At 72.1% G+C, this 16,510-nt stretch carries 14 protein-coding genes; 4 read left to right on the top strand and 10 right to left on the bottom strand.

The window, feature by feature from the left end:
- Window positions 1-79: 79 nt before the first annotated feature.
- The 7 genes from ACN6LD_RS37115 to ACN6LD_RS37085 form a co-directional block, all read right to left on the bottom strand.
- The gene (locus tag ACN6LD_RS37115) at window positions 80-451 is read right to left on the bottom strand and encodes an acyl-CoA carboxylase epsilon subunit (protein WP_445045447.1); all 372 of its coding nucleotides are present in this window, start codon (window positions 449-451) and stop codon (window positions 80-82) included.
- A gap of 2 nt (window positions 452-453) precedes the next feature.
- Window positions 454-2,076, bottom strand: a complete 1,623-nt coding sequence (locus ACN6LD_RS37110) for an acyl-CoA carboxylase subunit beta (protein WP_445045446.1) — start codon at window positions 2,074-2,076, stop codon at window positions 454-456.
- Window positions 2,077-2,129: 53 nt separating this feature from the next.
- Entirely contained in the window at window positions 2,130-3,347 is a 1,218-nt protein-coding gene (locus ACN6LD_RS37105; protein ID WP_319191077.1) for a ketosynthase chain-length factor, read from the bottom strand.
- Window positions 3,344-4,612 carry a beta-ketoacyl-[acyl-carrier-protein] synthase family protein gene (locus ACN6LD_RS37100; RefSeq protein ID WP_319191079.1) on the bottom strand — a complete coding sequence of 423 codons (1,269 nt, stop codon included), beginning with the start codon at window positions 4,610-4,612 and terminating at the stop codon, window positions 3,344-3,346. The genes ACN6LD_RS37105 and ACN6LD_RS37100 overlap by 4 nt, the downstream gene beginning before the upstream one ends.
- A gap of 72 nt (window positions 4,613-4,684) precedes the next feature.
- Window positions 4,685-5,341, bottom strand: coding sequence for an FMN-dependent NADH-azoreductase (locus tag ACN6LD_RS37095; protein ID WP_319191081.1), 657 nt, complete (start codon window positions 5,339-5,341; stop codon window positions 4,685-4,687).
- A gap of 234 nt (window positions 5,342-5,575) precedes the next feature.
- The gene (locus tag ACN6LD_RS37090; RefSeq protein ID WP_445045445.1) at window positions 5,576-6,619 is read right to left on the bottom strand and encodes a methyltransferase; all 1,044 of its coding nucleotides are present in this window, start codon (window positions 6,617-6,619) and stop codon (window positions 5,576-5,578) included.
- Between the two features lie 49 nt (window positions 6,620-6,668).
- Window positions 6,669-7,163 carry a nuclear transport factor 2 family protein gene (locus ACN6LD_RS37085; protein WP_319191085.1) on the bottom strand — a complete coding sequence of 165 codons (495 nt, stop codon included), beginning with the start codon at window positions 7,161-7,163 and terminating at the stop codon, window positions 6,669-6,671.
- A 234-nt stretch (window positions 7,164-7,397) separates the two neighbouring features.
- Between ACN6LD_RS37085 and ACN6LD_RS37080 the strand changes: the two genes are divergently transcribed.
- From ACN6LD_RS37080 to ACN6LD_RS37065, 4 genes are read left to right on the top strand one after another with little or no spacing between them, the layout of a single operon-like run.
- Window positions 7,398-8,411, top strand: coding sequence for an MDR family NADP-dependent oxidoreductase (locus tag ACN6LD_RS37080; RefSeq protein ID WP_266724869.1), 1,014 nt, complete (start codon window positions 7,398-7,400; stop codon window positions 8,409-8,411).
- A gap of 2 nt (window positions 8,412-8,413) precedes the next feature.
- Window positions 8,414-9,529 carry a winged helix DNA-binding domain-containing protein gene (locus ACN6LD_RS37075; RefSeq protein WP_445045444.1) on the top strand — a complete coding sequence of 372 codons (1,116 nt, stop codon included), beginning with the start codon at window positions 8,414-8,416 and terminating at the stop codon, window positions 9,527-9,529.
- A gap of 30 nt (window positions 9,530-9,559) precedes the next feature.
- On the top strand, window positions 9,560-10,672 hold the full coding sequence (locus ACN6LD_RS37070; RefSeq protein WP_319191090.1) for an acyl-CoA dehydrogenase family protein: 1,113 nt from the start codon (window positions 9,560-9,562) through the stop codon (window positions 10,670-10,672).
- Window positions 10,673-10,716: 44 nt separating this feature from the next.
- Entirely contained in the window at window positions 10,717-11,322 is a 606-nt protein-coding gene (locus ACN6LD_RS37065) for a response regulator transcription factor (protein ID WP_445045443.1), read from the top strand.
- A gap of 94 nt (window positions 11,323-11,416) precedes the next feature.
- On the opposite strand, the gene ACN6LD_RS37060 is transcribed toward ACN6LD_RS37065, so the two are convergent.
- The 3 genes from ACN6LD_RS37060 to ACN6LD_RS37050 form a co-directional block, all read right to left on the bottom strand.
- Window positions 11,417-12,628, bottom strand: coding sequence for a sensor histidine kinase (locus tag ACN6LD_RS37060; RefSeq protein ID WP_319198224.1), 1,212 nt, complete (start codon window positions 12,626-12,628; stop codon window positions 11,417-11,419).
- Window positions 12,629-12,718: 90 nt separating this feature from the next.
- On the bottom strand, window positions 12,719-14,191 hold the full coding sequence (locus ACN6LD_RS37055) for a SagB family peptide dehydrogenase (RefSeq protein WP_319198226.1): 1,473 nt from the start codon (window positions 14,189-14,191) through the stop codon (window positions 12,719-12,721).
- A 53-nt stretch (window positions 14,192-14,244) separates the two neighbouring features.
- Window positions 14,245-16,509: a TOMM precursor leader peptide-binding protein gene (locus tag ACN6LD_RS37050; protein ID WP_319194572.1), complete on the bottom strand. Its 2,265-nt coding sequence runs from the start codon at window positions 16,507-16,509 to the stop codon at window positions 14,245-14,247.
- Window position 16,510: the final 1 nt, after the last annotated feature.

Raw genomic sequence — 16,510 nt, 5'->3', positions numbered from 1 at the left:
ACGGGACGAGGCCGGGCCCCGCCCGTCGGGCGGGGCCCGGCCTTCAGGGCAGGTCCGGCCTTCAGGGCAGGTCCGGCCTTCAGGGCAGGTCCGGCCGGCCGGCCGTCCCGGGCTGCTCCGTCCCGGGCGCCTCCGTGCCGGACCGGCTCCCCCAGCCGGTCTCGGGCGGCGCGTCCGCACCGGACGGGTTCCCCCAGCCGCTCCTGGCCGGCGGAGCGTCCGTGCCGCAGCGGCGCCCCCACACGGTCGTCGCGGGCCGGTCCGGGCCGGGCCAGTCCGCCAGGCCGGCCACGGCCGGCACGTCGGGGGTGAGGCGCTGTGCCCAGTCGGCCACCGCGGACGGATCCGCGGCGGACCGGTGCAGGCGGGTCAGCAGCGCGACGGTGAGGGCGGCGATCTCCTGCTCGGTCGGCCGTCCGGAGCGAATCGTGAACAACGGGTCCGCGGTCACGGCTACATCGGGGGGTTGCCGTGTTTGCGCGGCGCCAGGGAGGCACGTTTGCCCTCCAGCATCTCCAGCGCCCGGACGAGGGTCTCCCGGGTGTGGGCGGGGTCGATGATGTCGTCGACCAGCCCGTGCTCGGCCGCGTAGTAGGGGTGCATCAACTCCTCGCGGTAGGACCGGATGCACTGCTCCCGGGTCTCCTGCGGATCGGCCGACGCCGCGATCTCCCGGCGGAAGATGACGTTCGCCGCGCCCTCGGCGCCCATCACCGCGATCTCGTTGGTGGGCCAGGCCAGGGACAGGTCGGTTCCGATGGACCGCGAGTCCATGACGATCCAGGCGCCGCCGTACGCCTTGCGCAGGATCAGCTGGATGCGCGGGACGGTGGCGACGCAGTAGGCGTAGAGCAGCTTCGCCCCGTGCCGGATGATCCCCTGGTGCTCCTGCTCGCGGCCCGGCAGGAAGCCGGGCACGTCGACCATGGTGACCAGCGGGATGTTGAACGAGTCGCACATCTGGACGAAGCGCGCGCCCTTGTCGGACGCGTCGATGTCGAGAGTGCCGGCCGAGACCATGGGCTGGTTGGCGACCACGCCGACCAGCCGGCCGCCCATCCGGGCCAGGGCGCACACGAGGTTGCCCGCCCAGTTCGGCTGCACCTCGAAGTACTCGCCGTCGTCGACGATCTCCTCGATCACCTTGAGGATGTCGTAGGCCTGGCTGGCCGACGACGGGACGAGGTCGAGCAGGGCGTCGTTCCTGCGGTCCACCGGGTCCGTGCAGGGGACGACCGGGGGCAGCGCCCGGTTGTTGGCGGGCAGCAGCGACAGCAGGTACCGGACGTCGGCGATGCAGGCGTACTCGTCGTCGTAGACGAACGAGGAGACGCCGGAGACGCCGGCGTGGACGTCCGCCCCGCCGAGGCCGTTCATGCTGATGTGCTCACCGGTGACGGCCTGGACCACGTCCGGGCCGGTGATGAACATCTGGGCCACGTCACGGACCATGAACACGAAGTCGGTCAGCGCGGGCGAGTAGGCGGCCCCGCCCGCGCACGGTCCGAGGATCACGCTGATCTGCGGGATGACGCCGGACGCCTGGGCGTTGCGGCGGAAGATCCCGCCGTAGCCGGCGAGCGCCGTGACGCCCTCCTGGATGCGGGCCCCCGCCCCGTCGCACAGGCTGACCAGCGGGGCGCCCGCGGCGAGGGCCATGTCCATCAGCTTGTGGATCTTCGCGGCGTGGGCCTCGCCCAGAGCGCCGCCGAACATCCGGAAGTCGTGCGCGTAGGCGAAGACCTTCTGTCCGTGGACCAGCCCCCAGCCGACGACGACCCCGTCGGTGTGGGGGCGTTTGTTCGCCAGCCCGAAGGCGGTCGCCCGGTGCTTGCGGAACGCCTCGATCTCGAGGAACGTCCCCTCGTCGAAGAGCAGCTCGATGCGCTCCCTGACGGTGAGTTTGCCCTTGGCGCGCTGGGCTGCGGTCGCCTCCACGCTCGGTCCCTCGCGGATGACCGCCTTGAGCCGGGCGAGCTCCTCGGTGCGGGTCCGCAGGTCGTTGCGTTGGACGGCCTCCTCGAGGTCGTCCGGGAGTATCTCGCTCCCGGCCGACTCGGCGACTGACGTCAGCATGAATGCCCTTTCGTTGCGACATGTCGATGACGATGACGGACGGCTGCTGCCGCTCAGCGGAGCTGGCGCACCACCATCGCCGAGTTGAAGCCGCCGTGCCCGCGGGCGACGATCAGCGCCGACCGGATCGGGCCCTGCCGCGGCTCGCCGACCACGAGGTCCATCTCGTACTCGGGCACGGCCTCCCGGACGCCGACGGCGGGCGGGATGGCGCTCCAGAACATCGACAGCAGCGCCGTCGCGACGTCGAGGGAGGCGCCGCCGGCGAACAGCCGTCCGGTCATGGTCTTGGGAGCGGCGACCGGGACGCCGTGCGGCCCGAAGACCTCCTTGAGGGCCTCCGCCTCGACCTGGTCCAGTTCGGCCTCGCCCACCGCGTCGGCGAAGACGACGTCGATGTCCGCGGCGTCCATGCCGGCGTCGCCCAGGGCCATCTCGATGGCCCGCTGCAGGCCCGGCGGGCGGCCGGGGGTGCCCGGGTCGAAGGTGGAGGCGTAACCGGCGATCTCGCCGAAGACGGTGGTGCCGAGCCGTTTCTTCGCGCTCTCCGGCGTCTCCAGCACCATGATCGCGCCGCCCTCGCCGGGGACGTAACCGCCGGCGCGCTCGTCGAAGGGCAGATAGGCCCGCGTCGGGTCCGAGCTGCGGCTGATCCGGCCGGTGGCCTGATGGGCGACCCAGGCCCACGGGCACAGCGTGCTGTCGATGCCTCCGGTGAGCATCAGGTTGGCGCCGTCGCGCAGCTGCCGCCGGGCGTGGCCGATCGCGTCGATCCCGCCGGCCTGCTCGCTGATCACCACGGCGCCGGGCCCGTGCATCTTGTGCCGGATGGATATCTGGCCCGTGTTGACCGCGTAGAACCACGCGAACGACTGGTAGGCGCTGACGTACTCCGGGCCCTGGTGGTGCAGCTTGGCCAGCTCGCGCTGGCCGAACTCGTAACCGCCGCCGGAGGCAGCCGTGACCACGCCCATCTGGTCGGTCGGGACGTCGCCGTTGCGCACCCCGGCCTGGCGCAGCGCCCAGTCCGTGGCCACCAGCGACAACCGGGTGATGTGGTCGGACTGCGGCAGGATCCGGTCCTGCAGATGCCGGTCGGGCACGAAGTCGGGTATCTCACCGCCGAGTTTGCAGCGGTACTTCGAGATGTCGAACTTGGTCACCCGCCGGATGCCGGACTGGCCGGCCATCAGCGCCCGCCAGTACGACGTCGGACCCAGCCCGTTGGGCGCCGCGATGCCGATTCCGGTCACCACTGCTCGCCTGGTCATCGCTTCGCTCCTCGTACGTTTCGCAGGATCATCGCGCTCTGGAAGCCGCCGAAGCCGCTGCCGACGGTCAGCACGGTGTTGAGCCGCTTCTCGCGGGCCACGTTCGGCACGTAGTCCAGGTCGCACAGCGGGTCGGGTTCGTTGAGGTTGGCCGTCGGCGGGATCAGCCCCTCGCGCATGGCGAGCAGGCAGCCGGCGATCTCCAGCGAGCCGATCGCGCCCAGCGAGTGACCGATCATCGACTTGAAGCCGCTGATCGGCGTGGTGAAGGCGTCCTCGCCGAGGCTGCGCTTGAAGGCGCCCGTCTCGTGCAGGTCGTTCTGCTTGGTGCCCGAGCCGTGCGCGTTGATGTAGTCGATGTACGGGGGCAGGATCCGCGCCTCGTCCATCGCCACCTCGATGGCCGAGGCCATGTCCTTGCCCTCGGACTCCAGACCGGTCATGTGGTACGCGTTGCAGCGCGAGGCGTACCCGGCGACCTCTCCGTAGATCTGCGCGCCGCGGGCCCGAGCGTGCTCGAGCTCCTCGACGACGACGATCGCGCAGCCCTCGGCCAGCACCAGGCCGTCGCGGGTCTTGTCGAAGGGGCGGCAGGCGTGCTCGGGGTCGTCGTTGCGGGTGGAGCTCGCGCGGAGCACGTCGAAGCAGACCACCGTGATCGGCGACAGCGGAGCCTCCGTGCCTCCGCTGACGACGACGTCGGCGCTGCCCTCCTCGATCAGCCGGGCCGCGTAGCCCACCGAGTCGATGCCGGAGGTGCAGCCGGTGGAGACCAGGGTGACCGGTCCCTCCGCGCCGGTCTGCGTGGCGAGTTCGGCCGCCATCGAGCTGGGGTTCACGTAGTCGTACAGATGGGGGACGGTGTAGCCCTGGTCGACCTCCCAGAGCCGGCCGCCGTCGCTGCCGATGGTGAACTCACGCTCCAGACTGGTGGTGCAGCCGACGGCGGAGCCGAGGGCGACGCCGACCCGGGTGGGGTCCATGACGTCGAACTGCAGGCCCGCGTCCGCGACGGCTTCCCGGCCCGCGACCACGGCGAACTGCGCGGCCCGGTCGAGGCGTCGCACGTCCTGCGGGGTGAGCCCCGACTTCAGCGGGTGGAAGTCGACCTCGCCCGCGATGCGGGAACGGAAGGCCGAGGGATCGAAGTGGGAGATCGCCCTGGTCGCCGTCCTGCCCTCGGCAAGTAGGCTCCAATATTCCTTGACACCTATGGCACCTGGCGAAATGACGCCGAGCCCGGTGATCACAGCGCGACGGGACACCGATGGCCTCCTGGATCAATGCAGGTTGGTTTGTACGAGAATGCGGCGTCTGGCTCGTGACTGACTCGACAATCACCGCACCGGCACGGCGGACACCTCGCGGGCCCGCTTCTCGGCCGCCTGGTGCGCCTGCGCCAGCGACTGCTCGGCGAGCGGCACGAGCGCGGCCATCGCGGGCACCCGGGGGGCCAGCGAGAGCTGGGCGGCGATGATCTCGACGTCCAGGCCGAGACCGGTGCCGAACACGGTCTGCAGGTACGGGCCGCAGTGGTTGGCCTTCTCCATGGGAGCGCCCGGGCTGTAGCCGCCGCCGTAGCTGGCGACGACGGTCGCGGGACGGCCGGCCAGCGGGCCGGGGCTGCCGTCGAAGGTGATCGTGCGGTCGTTGACCAGCACCTGGTCGAGCCACGCCTTGAGCGTGGAGGGAATCGACCAGTTGTACATCGGGGTGCTCACCAGCAGCGTGTCGGCGGCCAGCAGCTCCTCGACGAGTTCGTCGCGCAGCAGCATGGCGGCGCGCTGGTGGCCGTCGTGCGCGGCCGGCGGGACGAACCCGGCGGTGACGCCCGCCTCGGTCAGCGGCGGCACGGGCACGGCGCCCAGGTCCCGGTAGGTGACGACGCCGTCCGGGTTCTCCTTCTGCCACGCCCGGCGGAAGGTCTTGGCCAGTTCCCGGGAGACCGAACCCCGGGACACGGCGGAGGAGTCGATGTGCAGCAGGTGCGGCATGGCTGTCTCCCGAAAGTCTGCGAATGGTGGCAGGGGTCCGTTCACGCCACGGTCGGTCAGCCCGCTCGCGTCACGGCGGACCCCGCCTCAAGCGGCCCCCGCACCCCGGCATGCGTCAGGGGCGGGACGCCCACGGCGTTCCCACCCCTGTTGCTCCGCTGCGATCCGGCCGTCCCGGAGATCCGGGACGCCCACAGACCCCGGAGTCGCCCGACGTCCCGGCGCCGCGCTCTCCTACGGGACGAGCGCGGTCAGCAGGACCGACTGGTCGCCCTCGATGCTCCGCGCGCCCTGGTAGTCGAGGCCGGCCTGCTCGAACAGCGCCGCGAACTGCTCGACGCTGCGCCGCTTCCCGCCGCCCATGAGCACCATCAGCAGGTCGACGGCGGTGCAGATCTCCTCGAACGGGCTGTCGCCGCCCAGCAGCATGTCGACGACGACCACCCGGGCGCCGGAGGCGGCGGCCCGCGCGGTGTTGCGCAGGATGGCGACGACGGTGTCGTCGTCCCACATGTACATCATGTGCTTGTACAGATAGGTGTCCGCTCCGCCGGGCACGGACTCGCGGCAGTCCCCGGAGAGCAGTTCGGCGCGTGCGGCCAGCGCGCCGCCCGCCCGCAGCCGTTCGTCGACACCCGGCAGCACCTGCTCCAGCTCGAGCAGCAACCCGTGGATGTCGGGATACGCCTCCATCAGCTGCAGCAGCAGCTGTCCCTGGCCGCCGCCCACGTCCATGACCGTCTCGCCGGGTCGCGGGGCGAGCGCCGCCACCAGGGCCGGGGCGTTGTTGAGCAGGATGGTGTTGGCGGTCATCGCCCGGTTGAAGATCGCGCCGGCCTCGGGGTCGTCGTTGACGAAGTAGCTCTGCGCCTGGGTGCCGAAGACCTTGGGGAAGGCCGCCTCACCGGTGCGCACGGCGTCCGCGGTGTGGTGCAGCACCGAGACCGGCACATGCAGCCACCCGAAGCGGATGACGTCCGGGGCGCCCCAGGCGGAGTCCTGACGGATCATCCGCGACAGCTCGGTGTGGCGGAACCGGCCGTCCTCGACGGCCTCGAAGAACCCATGGCAGGACAGCGCGCGCAGCAGCCGGCCGAGCGCGTCGGGGTCCGCGTCGACGGCCTTCGCCAGCTCCTCGGCGCCGAGCGGCTCGTCGTCCAGCGCGTCGGCCACCTTCAGGTCGACGGCGGCCTGGACGAACTGCAGGGCCGCGAAGCCCATGCCGATCCGGTACAGCTTCACCCGGGCTTCGAGGGAGGGAAGTGCGGGAGTGGTCATGGCTCTCTCTGCTCCAATCGTGCCGGTCGCGGGGGTCGTGAGGGCTCGGTCAGCTGTGCTGTGCCGCGAGCCGGGCGTAGTAGCGGCCGGGGTCGGGCACGTCGTGGCGGATGACCCGGGACCTGGCGCGCAGCCCCTCCCCGGTGCGCACCAGCTCGTCGGTGACGACACAGCTCGGCTCGAACGTCACGTCGCCGTTCTCGTCGGTGACGCTGACCAGACAGGTGGCCGTGACCCGGGTCGAGCCGTCCGGCTGCGGCTCGGCACGGCGGTTCTCGAACCAGTGCCGGATGGTGCTGGTCCCGTAGCGGGAGATGTTCGCGCGCACGCCCTCCAGCAGCGCGGGGCGGCTGCGCAGCTGCCAGGCCCCCTCGTAGCCGAAGAAGCAGTCCTCGGTGAAGGTCTGCACGAAGGCCTCGAAGTCGCGCCCCTCCAGCAGCGGCATCTGGTGGGCGTAGTAGGCGGCGATCTCCGAGGAGAGATCCGTGTGCTGCTCGGTGTGCTGGCCGGTGTGCTGCTCCGAGTGCTGCAGCGTCTGCGACACGGTGCACCCCTTTCGACGGTCCGGTGGTTCGCGGGAACCGCACCGTGCACCCCGCCGATCCAGAGCGGCTGGAGCGTCGGTGAAACGCCGGCGCCGAGGCCCTGCCGCGTCGATCATGGCTCTGTGCGGTCCGCGGCCCCGGACGCTCCAGCCGGGCGCGACCTCCCTTCGAGACCGCTTCCGCACCCTCGGCACAGCACGATCCTTCGATCCCTCGCACAAGGAGCTGACGACATGTCCGACGGGACGCCGACGAAGAGCCAGGAGGTGCGGCTCGTCTCCTACCCGGACGGCGAGCTGTCCCTCGACCACTTCGAGGTCGCCGTGACGGAGCTGGCCGAGCCGGAGCCGGGTCAGGTGGTGGTCCGCAACGACTGGATGTCCCTCGGCACCGTCTACCGCGACCAGATGCAGTCCTCGCTGGACATCCCGATCCCCGTGTTCCAGCTGGGCCAGCCCATGTGGGGCCGGACGGTCGGCACCGTGGTGAAGTCCGCGAGCCCCGACCTGGCCGTGGGCGACCTCGTCGAGCACTTCAGCGGCTGGCGTGACCATGTCGTGGGCTACGCGGGGCAGTTCTTCAAGCGGGACCCCGAACTGCTGCCCGGCAGCGAGTACTTCCTCTCCAACGGGCCGACGGCCTGGCGCGGGCTCGCCGAGATCGCCAAGGTGCGCGAGGGCGACGTGGTGTTCGTCTCCGGCGCCACCTCCGGCGTCGGCTGCCTCGCCGCCCACATCGCCAAGGCGCTCGGCGCGGCCAAGGTCATCGGCAGCACCGGCTCCCCGCAGAAGATCGACTTCCTGGTCCGGGAAGCCGGCTACGACGCGGCCTTCGACTACCACGACGGTCCCGTGGTCGACCGGCTGCGCGAGCTGGCCCCCGACGGGATCACCGTCTTCTTCGACAACGTCGGCGGCGAGCAGTTCGAGGCCGCGGTGCAGGCGGCCGCCCCCGGGGCCCGCTTCGCGCTCTGCGGCTCGCTGGCCGCACAGCACGGCGAGGACGCCCGCCCCCGGCTGGACCTGCAGAGCCTCATCCCGCGCGAGCTGTCCTTCCAGGGCTTCGCCACCCTGCACACCCCGCAGCAGATCGAGGACTGGAACACGCAGTTCGGCGCGTGGCTCGCCGAGGGCCGGATCTCCTTCCCGCACACCGTGGTGGAGGGCGGCGTCGCCGCGCTGCCGCAGGCCATGATCGATCTGCTGAAGGGCCGGCTCTCCGGCACCGCGCTGGTGAGGTTGTCCTGACCATGAGTACCGCCGCAGGCCCGGTCCTGAGCGTGAAGGCGCTCAACCGCGCGTTGATCCACCGCCAGTTGCTCGCCGAGCGGTCCACGATGTCCCCCGCCCGGGCCGTCGCCCATCTGGCCGGGCTGCAGGCCCAGGCCCCCAACCCGCCGTACATCGGTTTGTGGACCCGGCTCGCGGACTTCGCGGTCGAGGACCTGGCGTCCTTGGTCCGGGAGCGGAAGGTGGTGCGCATCGCCCTGATGCGCTCCACGATCCACCTCGTCACCGACGACGACTGCCTCGCCCTGCGTCCGCTGCTGGCCGAGATGCTGGCCCGCACGGTCAAGGGGCAGTTCGGCCGGCAGGTCGCCGGCCTGGACACCGACGAGATCGCCAAGCTGGGCGCGGAGCTGGCCGAGGAGCGCACGCTCACCTTCGCCGAGCTGGGCGCGCTGATGGCAGAACGCATGCCGGGGCACGATGCCAACGCGCTGGCCCAGACCGTGCGCAACCTGGTGCCGCTGGTCCAGGTCCCGCCGCGCGGGCTCTGGGGCCACAGCGGCTCGGCCGCGCACACGACCGTCGAGCGCTGGCTGGGCCGCGGACTCGATCCGGACGCCTCCCTCGACACCTATGTACGGCGCTACCTCGCCGCGTTCGGCCCGGCGAGCGTCAAGGACATGCAGAAGTGGTCCGGCCTGACCCGGCTGAAGGAGGCGTTCACCCGGCTCGGGCCGGCCCTGCGCACCTACCGGGACGAGACCGGGACCGTGCTGTACGACCTGGCCGGGACACGGTTGCCGGATCCGTCCGGGGAACTGCCCGCCCGGTATCTGCCCGAGTTCGACAACATCCTGCTCTCGCACGCCGACCGGGCACGGATCATGGCGGCGGAGCACCGTCCGAGGGTCTTCACGAGCAACGGCATCATCCGTGCCACCTTCCTGATCGACGGCTTCGTGCGGGGCCTGTGGCGGATCGACCGCGCCAAGGACGCCGCCACCCTGGTCGTCGAGCCCTTCGTCCCCCTGGCACGCCGGGACGTCGCCGAACTGACCGAGGAGGGGGAGCGGCTGCTGAGCTTCGCCGCCTCCGGGACCGGGCGCCACGACATCCGGTTCGAGACGGTCGGCTGACACCCCGCGCCCACATCCGAGGAGCCACTCATGACCGTCGCCACCCTCTCCACCCGCGACCTGTCGGCGGCGGCCGGCGAGCTGGCCGGCCTGTCGGCCGGGCACGCCGCGGCCGCCGACGCCACCGGACGGCTGTCCGCGGACGTCGTCACCGCCCTGCGCGCGAGCGGATTCGCGCGGCACTTCGTCTCCGCCCGCTACGGCGGGACCGAGGGGACCGTCGCCGACTTCGTGCAGGGCGTGCTGCGGGTGTCGGCGTCGTGCGCCGCCACCGGCTGGTGCGTCGCGCTGCTGGCCGCGTCCTCCCGCTACGCCGCGCACCTGCCCGAGCAGGGGCACGAGAAGCTGTGGGGCTCGGGCGCCGACGCCCTCATCGCCACCGGCCTGGTGCCGGCGGGCACGGCGGAGCCGGCCGAGAACGGCTACCGGCTCTCCGGGCGCTGGCAGTACATCAGCGGCGTCGACTTCGCGGACTGGGTGCTGCTGTGCGCGAACGTGTCCGCGCAGGACGCGGGGCCGCGCTTCTTCGCGCTGCCCCGGGGGACCTTCGGCGTGGTGCAGTCCTGGGACTGCGTCGGCATGCGGGCCACCGGCAGCCACACCGTGGTGGTCGACGACGTGTTCGTGCCGGCCCATCTGTCCTTCGCCCGCGCGGAGATGGAGACCGGCGTCAACAGCTGGTCCCCGCTGCCCGCGCACAACATCCCCTTCCAGGCGATCGGGGCCACCACGTTCGCCGCCCCCGCCGTGGGCGCCGCGCAGGGTGCGCTGGCGGCCGCCGTCCGCGTGCTGAAGGGCAAGCGGCTCACCGAAGCGGTGCAGATCGAGCTGGTCCGGGCGACGGCGCGGATCGACTCGGCACGTCATCTGGTCGAGCAGAACGCCGCCGTGATCGACGACCGCACTTTCACGCCAACCTTTTTGGCACGCAATCAGCGGAATGCCTCGTTCGCCGGCGAACAGGCGGCCGAAGCCGTCACGGCGCTGGTGCGCGCGACGGGCACGGCGGGACTCAGCGGCTCGGGTGAGCTGCAACGCGTCTGGCGTGACGTCACGACGGCGACGAGTCATGTGGCGCTGCGCTACGACATCACCCGTGCAGCGGCGAACTACAGCACGGCACTTATCGAACAAGCCATCTGAGGAAACTTGCGTACACGGCCAGATTCCGATGCTTGAATGACCACGTGATCAGAGTCTTGCTGGCTGAGGATCTCCATATGCTGCGCAGGGCACTTGTCTCCCTGCTGAGCCTCGAAGGGGACATTGAGGTCGTCGCGGAGCTGTCGAACGGCTCGGAGGTCGTGGCGCGCGCACTGGAGTGCCGGCCCGACGTCGCCGTGCTGGACATCGACCTGCCGGGCACGGACGGGATCACCGTGGCGTCCGCGCTCTACACCACGCTCCCGGAGTGCCGCACGCTGATCCTCACCGGTCTGGGGCAGCCGGGTCACCTGCGCCGGGCGGTGGCGGCCCACGCCCAGGGCTTCCTGCCCAAGGACGCCGAGCCGGAGCGTCTGACCGCCGCGATCCGGGCCATCGCCAGGGGCGAGCGCGCGTTCGACGCGACGCTCGCCCTCGCCGCTCTGGAGACCGAGCCGGGCGCGCTCACCTCCCGCGAGGTCGAGGTGCTGCGGCTGGCGGCCCAGGGCGAGGAGGCGGCCCAGATAGCCAGGAAGCTCCACCTCGCCACCGGCACCGTGCGCAACTACCTGACCACCGCGGTCACCAAGCTGGGCGCCCGCAACCGGGTGGACGCCATCAGGATCGCGCGCGAATCGGGCTGGCTGTGACCCGTCCCCCGCGGCCCGCCCCCGTAACACCCCGTCCCGCGCGGCCCGCCCCGTAACAGCCGTCCCGCGCAGCCCGCCCCGTGGCGCTCCGCCGTCAGGACGGTACGGGCGTCCGAGGCGCCGGGACCCCGCCCAGGGGCATCTCCAGGCGGAGTTCGAACCAGCCGTTGCCGTCCGCGCCGGCCGTGAGCCGTCCGCCGAGGCGTTCCACCCGGAACGTCAGGTTCTTGATGCCGCTGCCGCCCCCCTGCTCCGCGCCCTGGACCGACCCGGCGCGGGCCACACCGTCGTTGGCCAGCCGGAACCAGACCGCCCCGGCCCGGCGGCCGGTCTCGATCTCGCACCGCCTGACCTCGCTGTGGCGCAGGATGTTGGTCAGCCCCTCGCGGAACACCGTGGCCAGCACGGTGTCCACCTCGGTCGACAGCGATTCGGACGCCACGTTCACCTTCGCCTGCACCCCGAGCATCGAGAGCATCGCCTGGGCGGCGCGCACCTCGTCGCACAGGGACATCTCCCGGTATCCGTGGGCGACCGCGCGGACGTCGGCGAGGGCCTGCCGGGAGATGTCGAGGACCTCGGAGATCTCCTGCCGGGTCTGGTCGGCGGTCACCGGCGTCAGCCGGTAGGCGAGCTCGCACTTCAGGGTGATCGTGGACAGGCTGTAGCCGAGCAGGTCGTGCAGGTCCCTGGCGAAGCGCAACCGCTCCTGGGTGACCGCGAACTGCGCCAGCTCGGCACGGGACCGGTGCACCTCGGAGACCAGGTCGGTGAGCCGGGACAGGCCGAACACCACCAGCCCGGTCAGGATCGTGGACACGGTCGTGTAAGAAACGTTCCGCCAGCCGAGCCCGATGCCGAACTGCAGCAGGTCCGTGCTCAGGACCACCATGCCGAACGCCGTCCACCCCTGACGCGCGTCGCGCAGCACCAGCAGCGCCGACCCCGCCAGCAGCCCGGGCAGCGGAAGCCAGGCCAGCCCGAACTGCAAGAAGGGCACATAGGTCAGCAGCGCCTGCAGAAGCAGCAGGAACCACCGGTGCCGGCCCAGCCGCGAAGCCAGTCCGGGCGCCACCCTCGGCAGCAGCCGCGGGAAGGAGATGAAGAACTGCAGCGCCAGCACCAGCCCGAGCAGCCCCAGCGCCACGGCCAGCCGGGCCGCCGAGTGCGGGGCGGCCGTCAGATAGGTGACCGCCACGAACCCGAAGGCGAGCAGGACGACCGTGGTGATGCCCGCCGCGATCCTGGGTGCGAGGTGCGCTGCCGTCGCCTCGGCCTCATCGGCCGGCCGATCGTTGGATTCCATAGGTTCCATGCCGTCTCGACCGCTCCCCCGCCCCGAGTCCCAGCTGGTGAAAGCGCACCATACCGGTCTTCCGACAGGCCCTCAAGTCCCTCAACTCAGCGGTATACGACTCGAGATGACCATGTCTCCGACAGTGGACTCCACCCGCCAGTCCAGACCGACGGCCCGCTGAAAGGCGTCCGCGTCACCGACCGGCAGGACGCGCGACTGCAGCCCCATGGCACGTGCCACCAACGTCAAAGTCTGCTGGAGCGCTCCCACGTCCTTGAGGACGTTGCTGTAGGCCGTGCCGCTGAACTTGTAGGCGGCGCGCGCGAACCGGGCGGATATGGCGATGAGCACGGTCGGCTCCCCGTCCGGGCCCGGCTCCCCGCTGCGCGCCGCGCCCGCCAGGTCGGCCGCCGCGCCGGGATCGCCGCCCATCCGCTCCAGGCAGTGGTCGAGCGGCCGGTAGTGGTACGCGCCCGGCGGCAGACAGGACGCCCCCTCGTCGGCCAGGACGTAGACCTCCAGCGCGTAACTGTCGTCGACGCTGAGGTACGGGCGCTCGCTCGTCGGGTAGCCGGCCGGATCGAAGTCGGCCGGCGGCAGCAGGGAGCGCACCCGGGCCGACCGGTACAGCAGCGCGCCGAGCCGGTCCAGCGAGAGCTCGCCGTCCTCGACGGCGGGCCGGGCGCCGGGCTCCAGCACCGCGGTGAGGGACGGGTCGGCGGCCGCCGGTCCGTCGAGGTCGGGCCGGGTGAGCGTGATCCGGTGCGCGGGGCGGCCCGGGTCCGGCGCGGCCGGCGGCTTGACCACCGGCGGCGGGGGCATCCGGCCGACCTGGGCGAAGGCGGCTCCGCGCGGGCGGCCGAAGCGCTCCCGGCGGCTGCCGGAGTGCACCATCAGCTCGTCCGGCGACCAGCCGGTGAGCGCGGGGTCGCGGTCCTCCGCGAAGACGGGCTCGGCGCCGCCGTGCCCGGCGGACTCGTCCGCGACCACCAGCACGCCGGCGGCGACCAGATACGACCGGACCGCCTCCACCACAGGAAGGTGGGGCGCGTCGAAGTCGTCCGCGGAGCCGTCGATCCGGCCCAGCATCCCCATGACGCCCGGGTGGTGCAGCTCGACCTTGTGGTCGACGAGCGAGGACTCGACGGACAGGCCGCCCGGCGCACAGCGGATCACGGCGAACCGGGAGAGCCTGCAGACCCGGCCCAGCAGCGGCTTCAGCCGGGTGAACCGGGCATGCCCGGAGATCGGCACCACGGACAGCAGCGGCACCGCGCCGACGGCCAGCGTGCGCACCACCAGGTGCTGCAGCGGCCGGAGTTCGTCCAGCAGCTTCTCCGCGCCGCCGGGCGCGTCCGACGCCGAGGCCAGGATGTTGGGGATGGCCGACGGGCCGAGCTGCATCCGGCGCACGGCCTCGCGCAGGGCGGCGCTGGGCTCCTTGATCCGGAGATCCTCCCAGGGCGTCTCCAGCAGGAGGGCGCCCTCGGGATCGGTGTCCGGATCGACAACGATGTCCGGCCTCAGGGACCACAGATTGACCAATTGGGGGGCGAGACTGCCAAGGTGCACGGCTGATCCAAGGTGGGGGGAGGGGCGCGATCGCGGGGGAATCACGGGGACGGTCACAGGAACAGGGGGACCGGGTTGAGGTCCTCGTAGCGGGTCGGTTCGGTCAGGTCTTTGCTTCGCACCGGCACGTCGTAGAGACGGCCGGGTGCGAACCGGGCCCAGTGGGGGCGGAGCCCGGGGACGATGACGCGGGCCACCGGCAGCCCCACGTCGGGACGGGTCTGGTCGAGCACGAGCATGTCCAGTCCGGCCTCGCGGACGATCCGCTCCGCCTCGGCGACATCCTCCCGCAGATCGGCCCGGGCCCGGTACGGGTGGGTGTCCGCGTTCATCGCGGGACGCTCCGGATCCGGCCGCAGATAAGGGAGTTCGGCGGCCCGTGCGGTGCGCATCCAGCGCAGCACCTCGGCGTCGTCGGTGCCGTATCCGGCGCCGTCGGCGCCGGCGTCCACGACGTACGGGAGCATCTGGTTCAGTTCGGTGAGGGCGCGGTGCAGCGCGATCCTGGGGTCGAAGTGCGCGCCGAAGCCGAGCGTGATGTCCTCCCCGGCCTTGTCCGTGCGGCGGGACAGGGCGACGACCGTGGGAATGCCGAGGTCGGCGGTGAGGTCGAGAGCCCACACCTCGCGGTTCAAGCCGGCGTGGACCGTGCGCAGTTCGGCGATCCAGGGATCCTCGAAGGAGCCGAGGTCCACCCCGGGCCGGCGCAGCCGGTTGTACCACCACAGGGCTACGGCATCCCGCTCGACGAGCTCCAGGAACCCCTGGAGCACCGCGTCCTCGAGAGAGGCGCCCGCGGCCACGCCGTTGGAGGTGGCGAGGCAGTACGGGCGGCCCGCGAGGCGGGAGGCGCCGAAGTAGAGCAGAGCCGTGGGCAGCAGCCGGCGCCGCTGTTCGGTGAGCGACCAGACCGGGGTCCACTCGATCTCCCGGCCCTCGTCGAAGGGTTCGCAGACCTGCTGGAACGCGCCGTGTCCGGCGTTCCAGCGCGCGCGGCCGGTGAACTGGGCGGCGTCGAAGAGCTGGACGGAGTCGGGGTGGACGGCCTCCTCGCCGAGCGCGTCGTACCTCGCGTGCAGCATCGGCTCGTCGCCCTGGAGGTGCCCGCTGTGCCGCTCCAGCACCTCCGCCAGGGCGCTCACCTTCGCCCGTAGCGGGGTGCTGCCCTTTCCCGCGCTGGTGGCGCGCAGCCCGGTGCGCCAGCCGCGCGGGTCGTGATGGGTCAGGGCCAGGTTGTGCCCGGCGTGGAACACGTTGAGGAAGGCCGGCCCGCGCGGGTCACGGCGTATCTCCCGGACGAGGCCGGTGAGCGGGTCCACGTGACGGCCGTAGCGCCGGAGCATCTCCTCCGGGCCGAGGGCCCGGTGCCCGCCGCCGTCGCTGTCCGCCTTGGGCCGGGACGTCAGCACCACGGGCGCCTCGACCCTGGCGGCGACCAGCGTGGGGTCGCCGCAGTCCGGGCACTGCGGGCGTCGGCTCACCGGATGGTGACTGCCCGTCAGCATCAGTCCGTTCAGGGTCCACAGCGCCTCCTGGCCGGGGTGGCGCAGGCCGGCCAGCCACTTGACCGCCTCCAGCACGGCCAGGTGGAGCCCGGCGAGCAGGCTCGCCGGGACCGCGCAGGGGCGGCGGGGCAGCGGGCCGGAGCGGCCCAGCCCCTGCTGGAGCCGGGCCTCGACCGGACGGCTGCGCCACAGCCGTTCGGCCAGGCACGACCAGCACGGGCCGTCCGGCGCCCCGAGGAACGGGCCGATCCAGGTCTCGGTGCCGTGCAGCTGGATCGGCAGCCAGCAGCGTCCGGCCTCCCGGTACTCCCGGTCGAGTTCGCGCAGCCGGGGATCGAGGTAGTCGTCGCAGGCCACCAGGACCAGGTCCGCCTCGGCGGCCGGCCCGGTGCGCAGGCCGGCCGCCACGGCGGCCGTGTGCAGTGTCTCGGGGCCGACGCCCCCCACCGCCACGGTGTGCACGGTGGCCACGGGGCGGACGGCGCCGCCGCTGAGACCGGCGGCGTCCCAGTACGCGCGCTCCGCGGCGTCGTCGGCCCGCGACTCGGGCAGTTCGGCCAGCAGGTCGGCTTCGGTCAGACGGTCGAGCAGCCGCAGCGTTCGCTCGACCGGCAGTCGCCCTGACGCCTCCGCGAGGATGGCGTCGCGCGTCCTGGCGCCGTCCAGCAGTTCCGCGAGGTGGCAGATCTCCGCGCCGTGCAACGTGGTGACGCGTCGCCCGGACATCAGGTAGACCGCTTCCCCGGGGACGATCTGGACCGTCAGGTGTTCCTTGAAGCCCAGGCGGGGCTTCCCCGAAGCCGACCGGATCACC

The organism is Streptomyces sp. SAS_272 (genome assembly GCF_052543235.1).
Note: the sequence above shows the minus strand (reverse complement) of the source record. Positions and strands in the feature narration are given on the sequence as shown.

Excerpts from the sequence above, each read along its gene's own strand:
- ACN6LD_RS37110 (WP_445045446.1), bottom strand. The coding sequence starts at position 2,076 with ATGCTGACGTCAGTCGCCGAGTCGGCCGGGAGCGAGATACTCCCGGAC.
- ACN6LD_RS37105 (WP_319191077.1), bottom strand. The coding sequence starts at position 3,347 with ATGACCAGGCGAGCAGTGGTGACCGGAATCGGCATCGCGGCGCCCAAC.
- ACN6LD_RS37095 (WP_319191081.1), bottom strand. The coding sequence starts at position 5,341 with ATGCCGCACCTGCTGCACATCGACTCCTCCGCCGTGTCCCGGGGTTCG.
- ACN6LD_RS37090 (WP_445045445.1), bottom strand. The coding sequence starts at position 6,619 with ATGACCACTCCCGCACTTCCCTCCCTCGAAGCCCGGGTGAAGCTGTAC.
- ACN6LD_RS37080 (WP_266724869.1), top strand. The coding sequence starts at position 7,398 with ATGTCCGACGGGACGCCGACGAAGAGCCAGGAGGTGCGGCTCGTCTCC.
- ACN6LD_RS37075 (WP_445045444.1), top strand. The coding sequence starts at position 8,414 with ATGAGTACCGCCGCAGGCCCGGTCCTGAGCGTGAAGGCGCTCAACCGC.
- ACN6LD_RS37070 (WP_319191090.1), top strand. The coding sequence starts at position 9,560 with ATGACCGTCGCCACCCTCTCCACCCGCGACCTGTCGGCGGCGGCCGGC.
- ACN6LD_RS37060 (WP_319198224.1), bottom strand. The coding sequence starts at position 12,628 with ATGGAATCCAACGATCGGCCGGCCGATGAGGCCGAGGCGACGGCAGCG.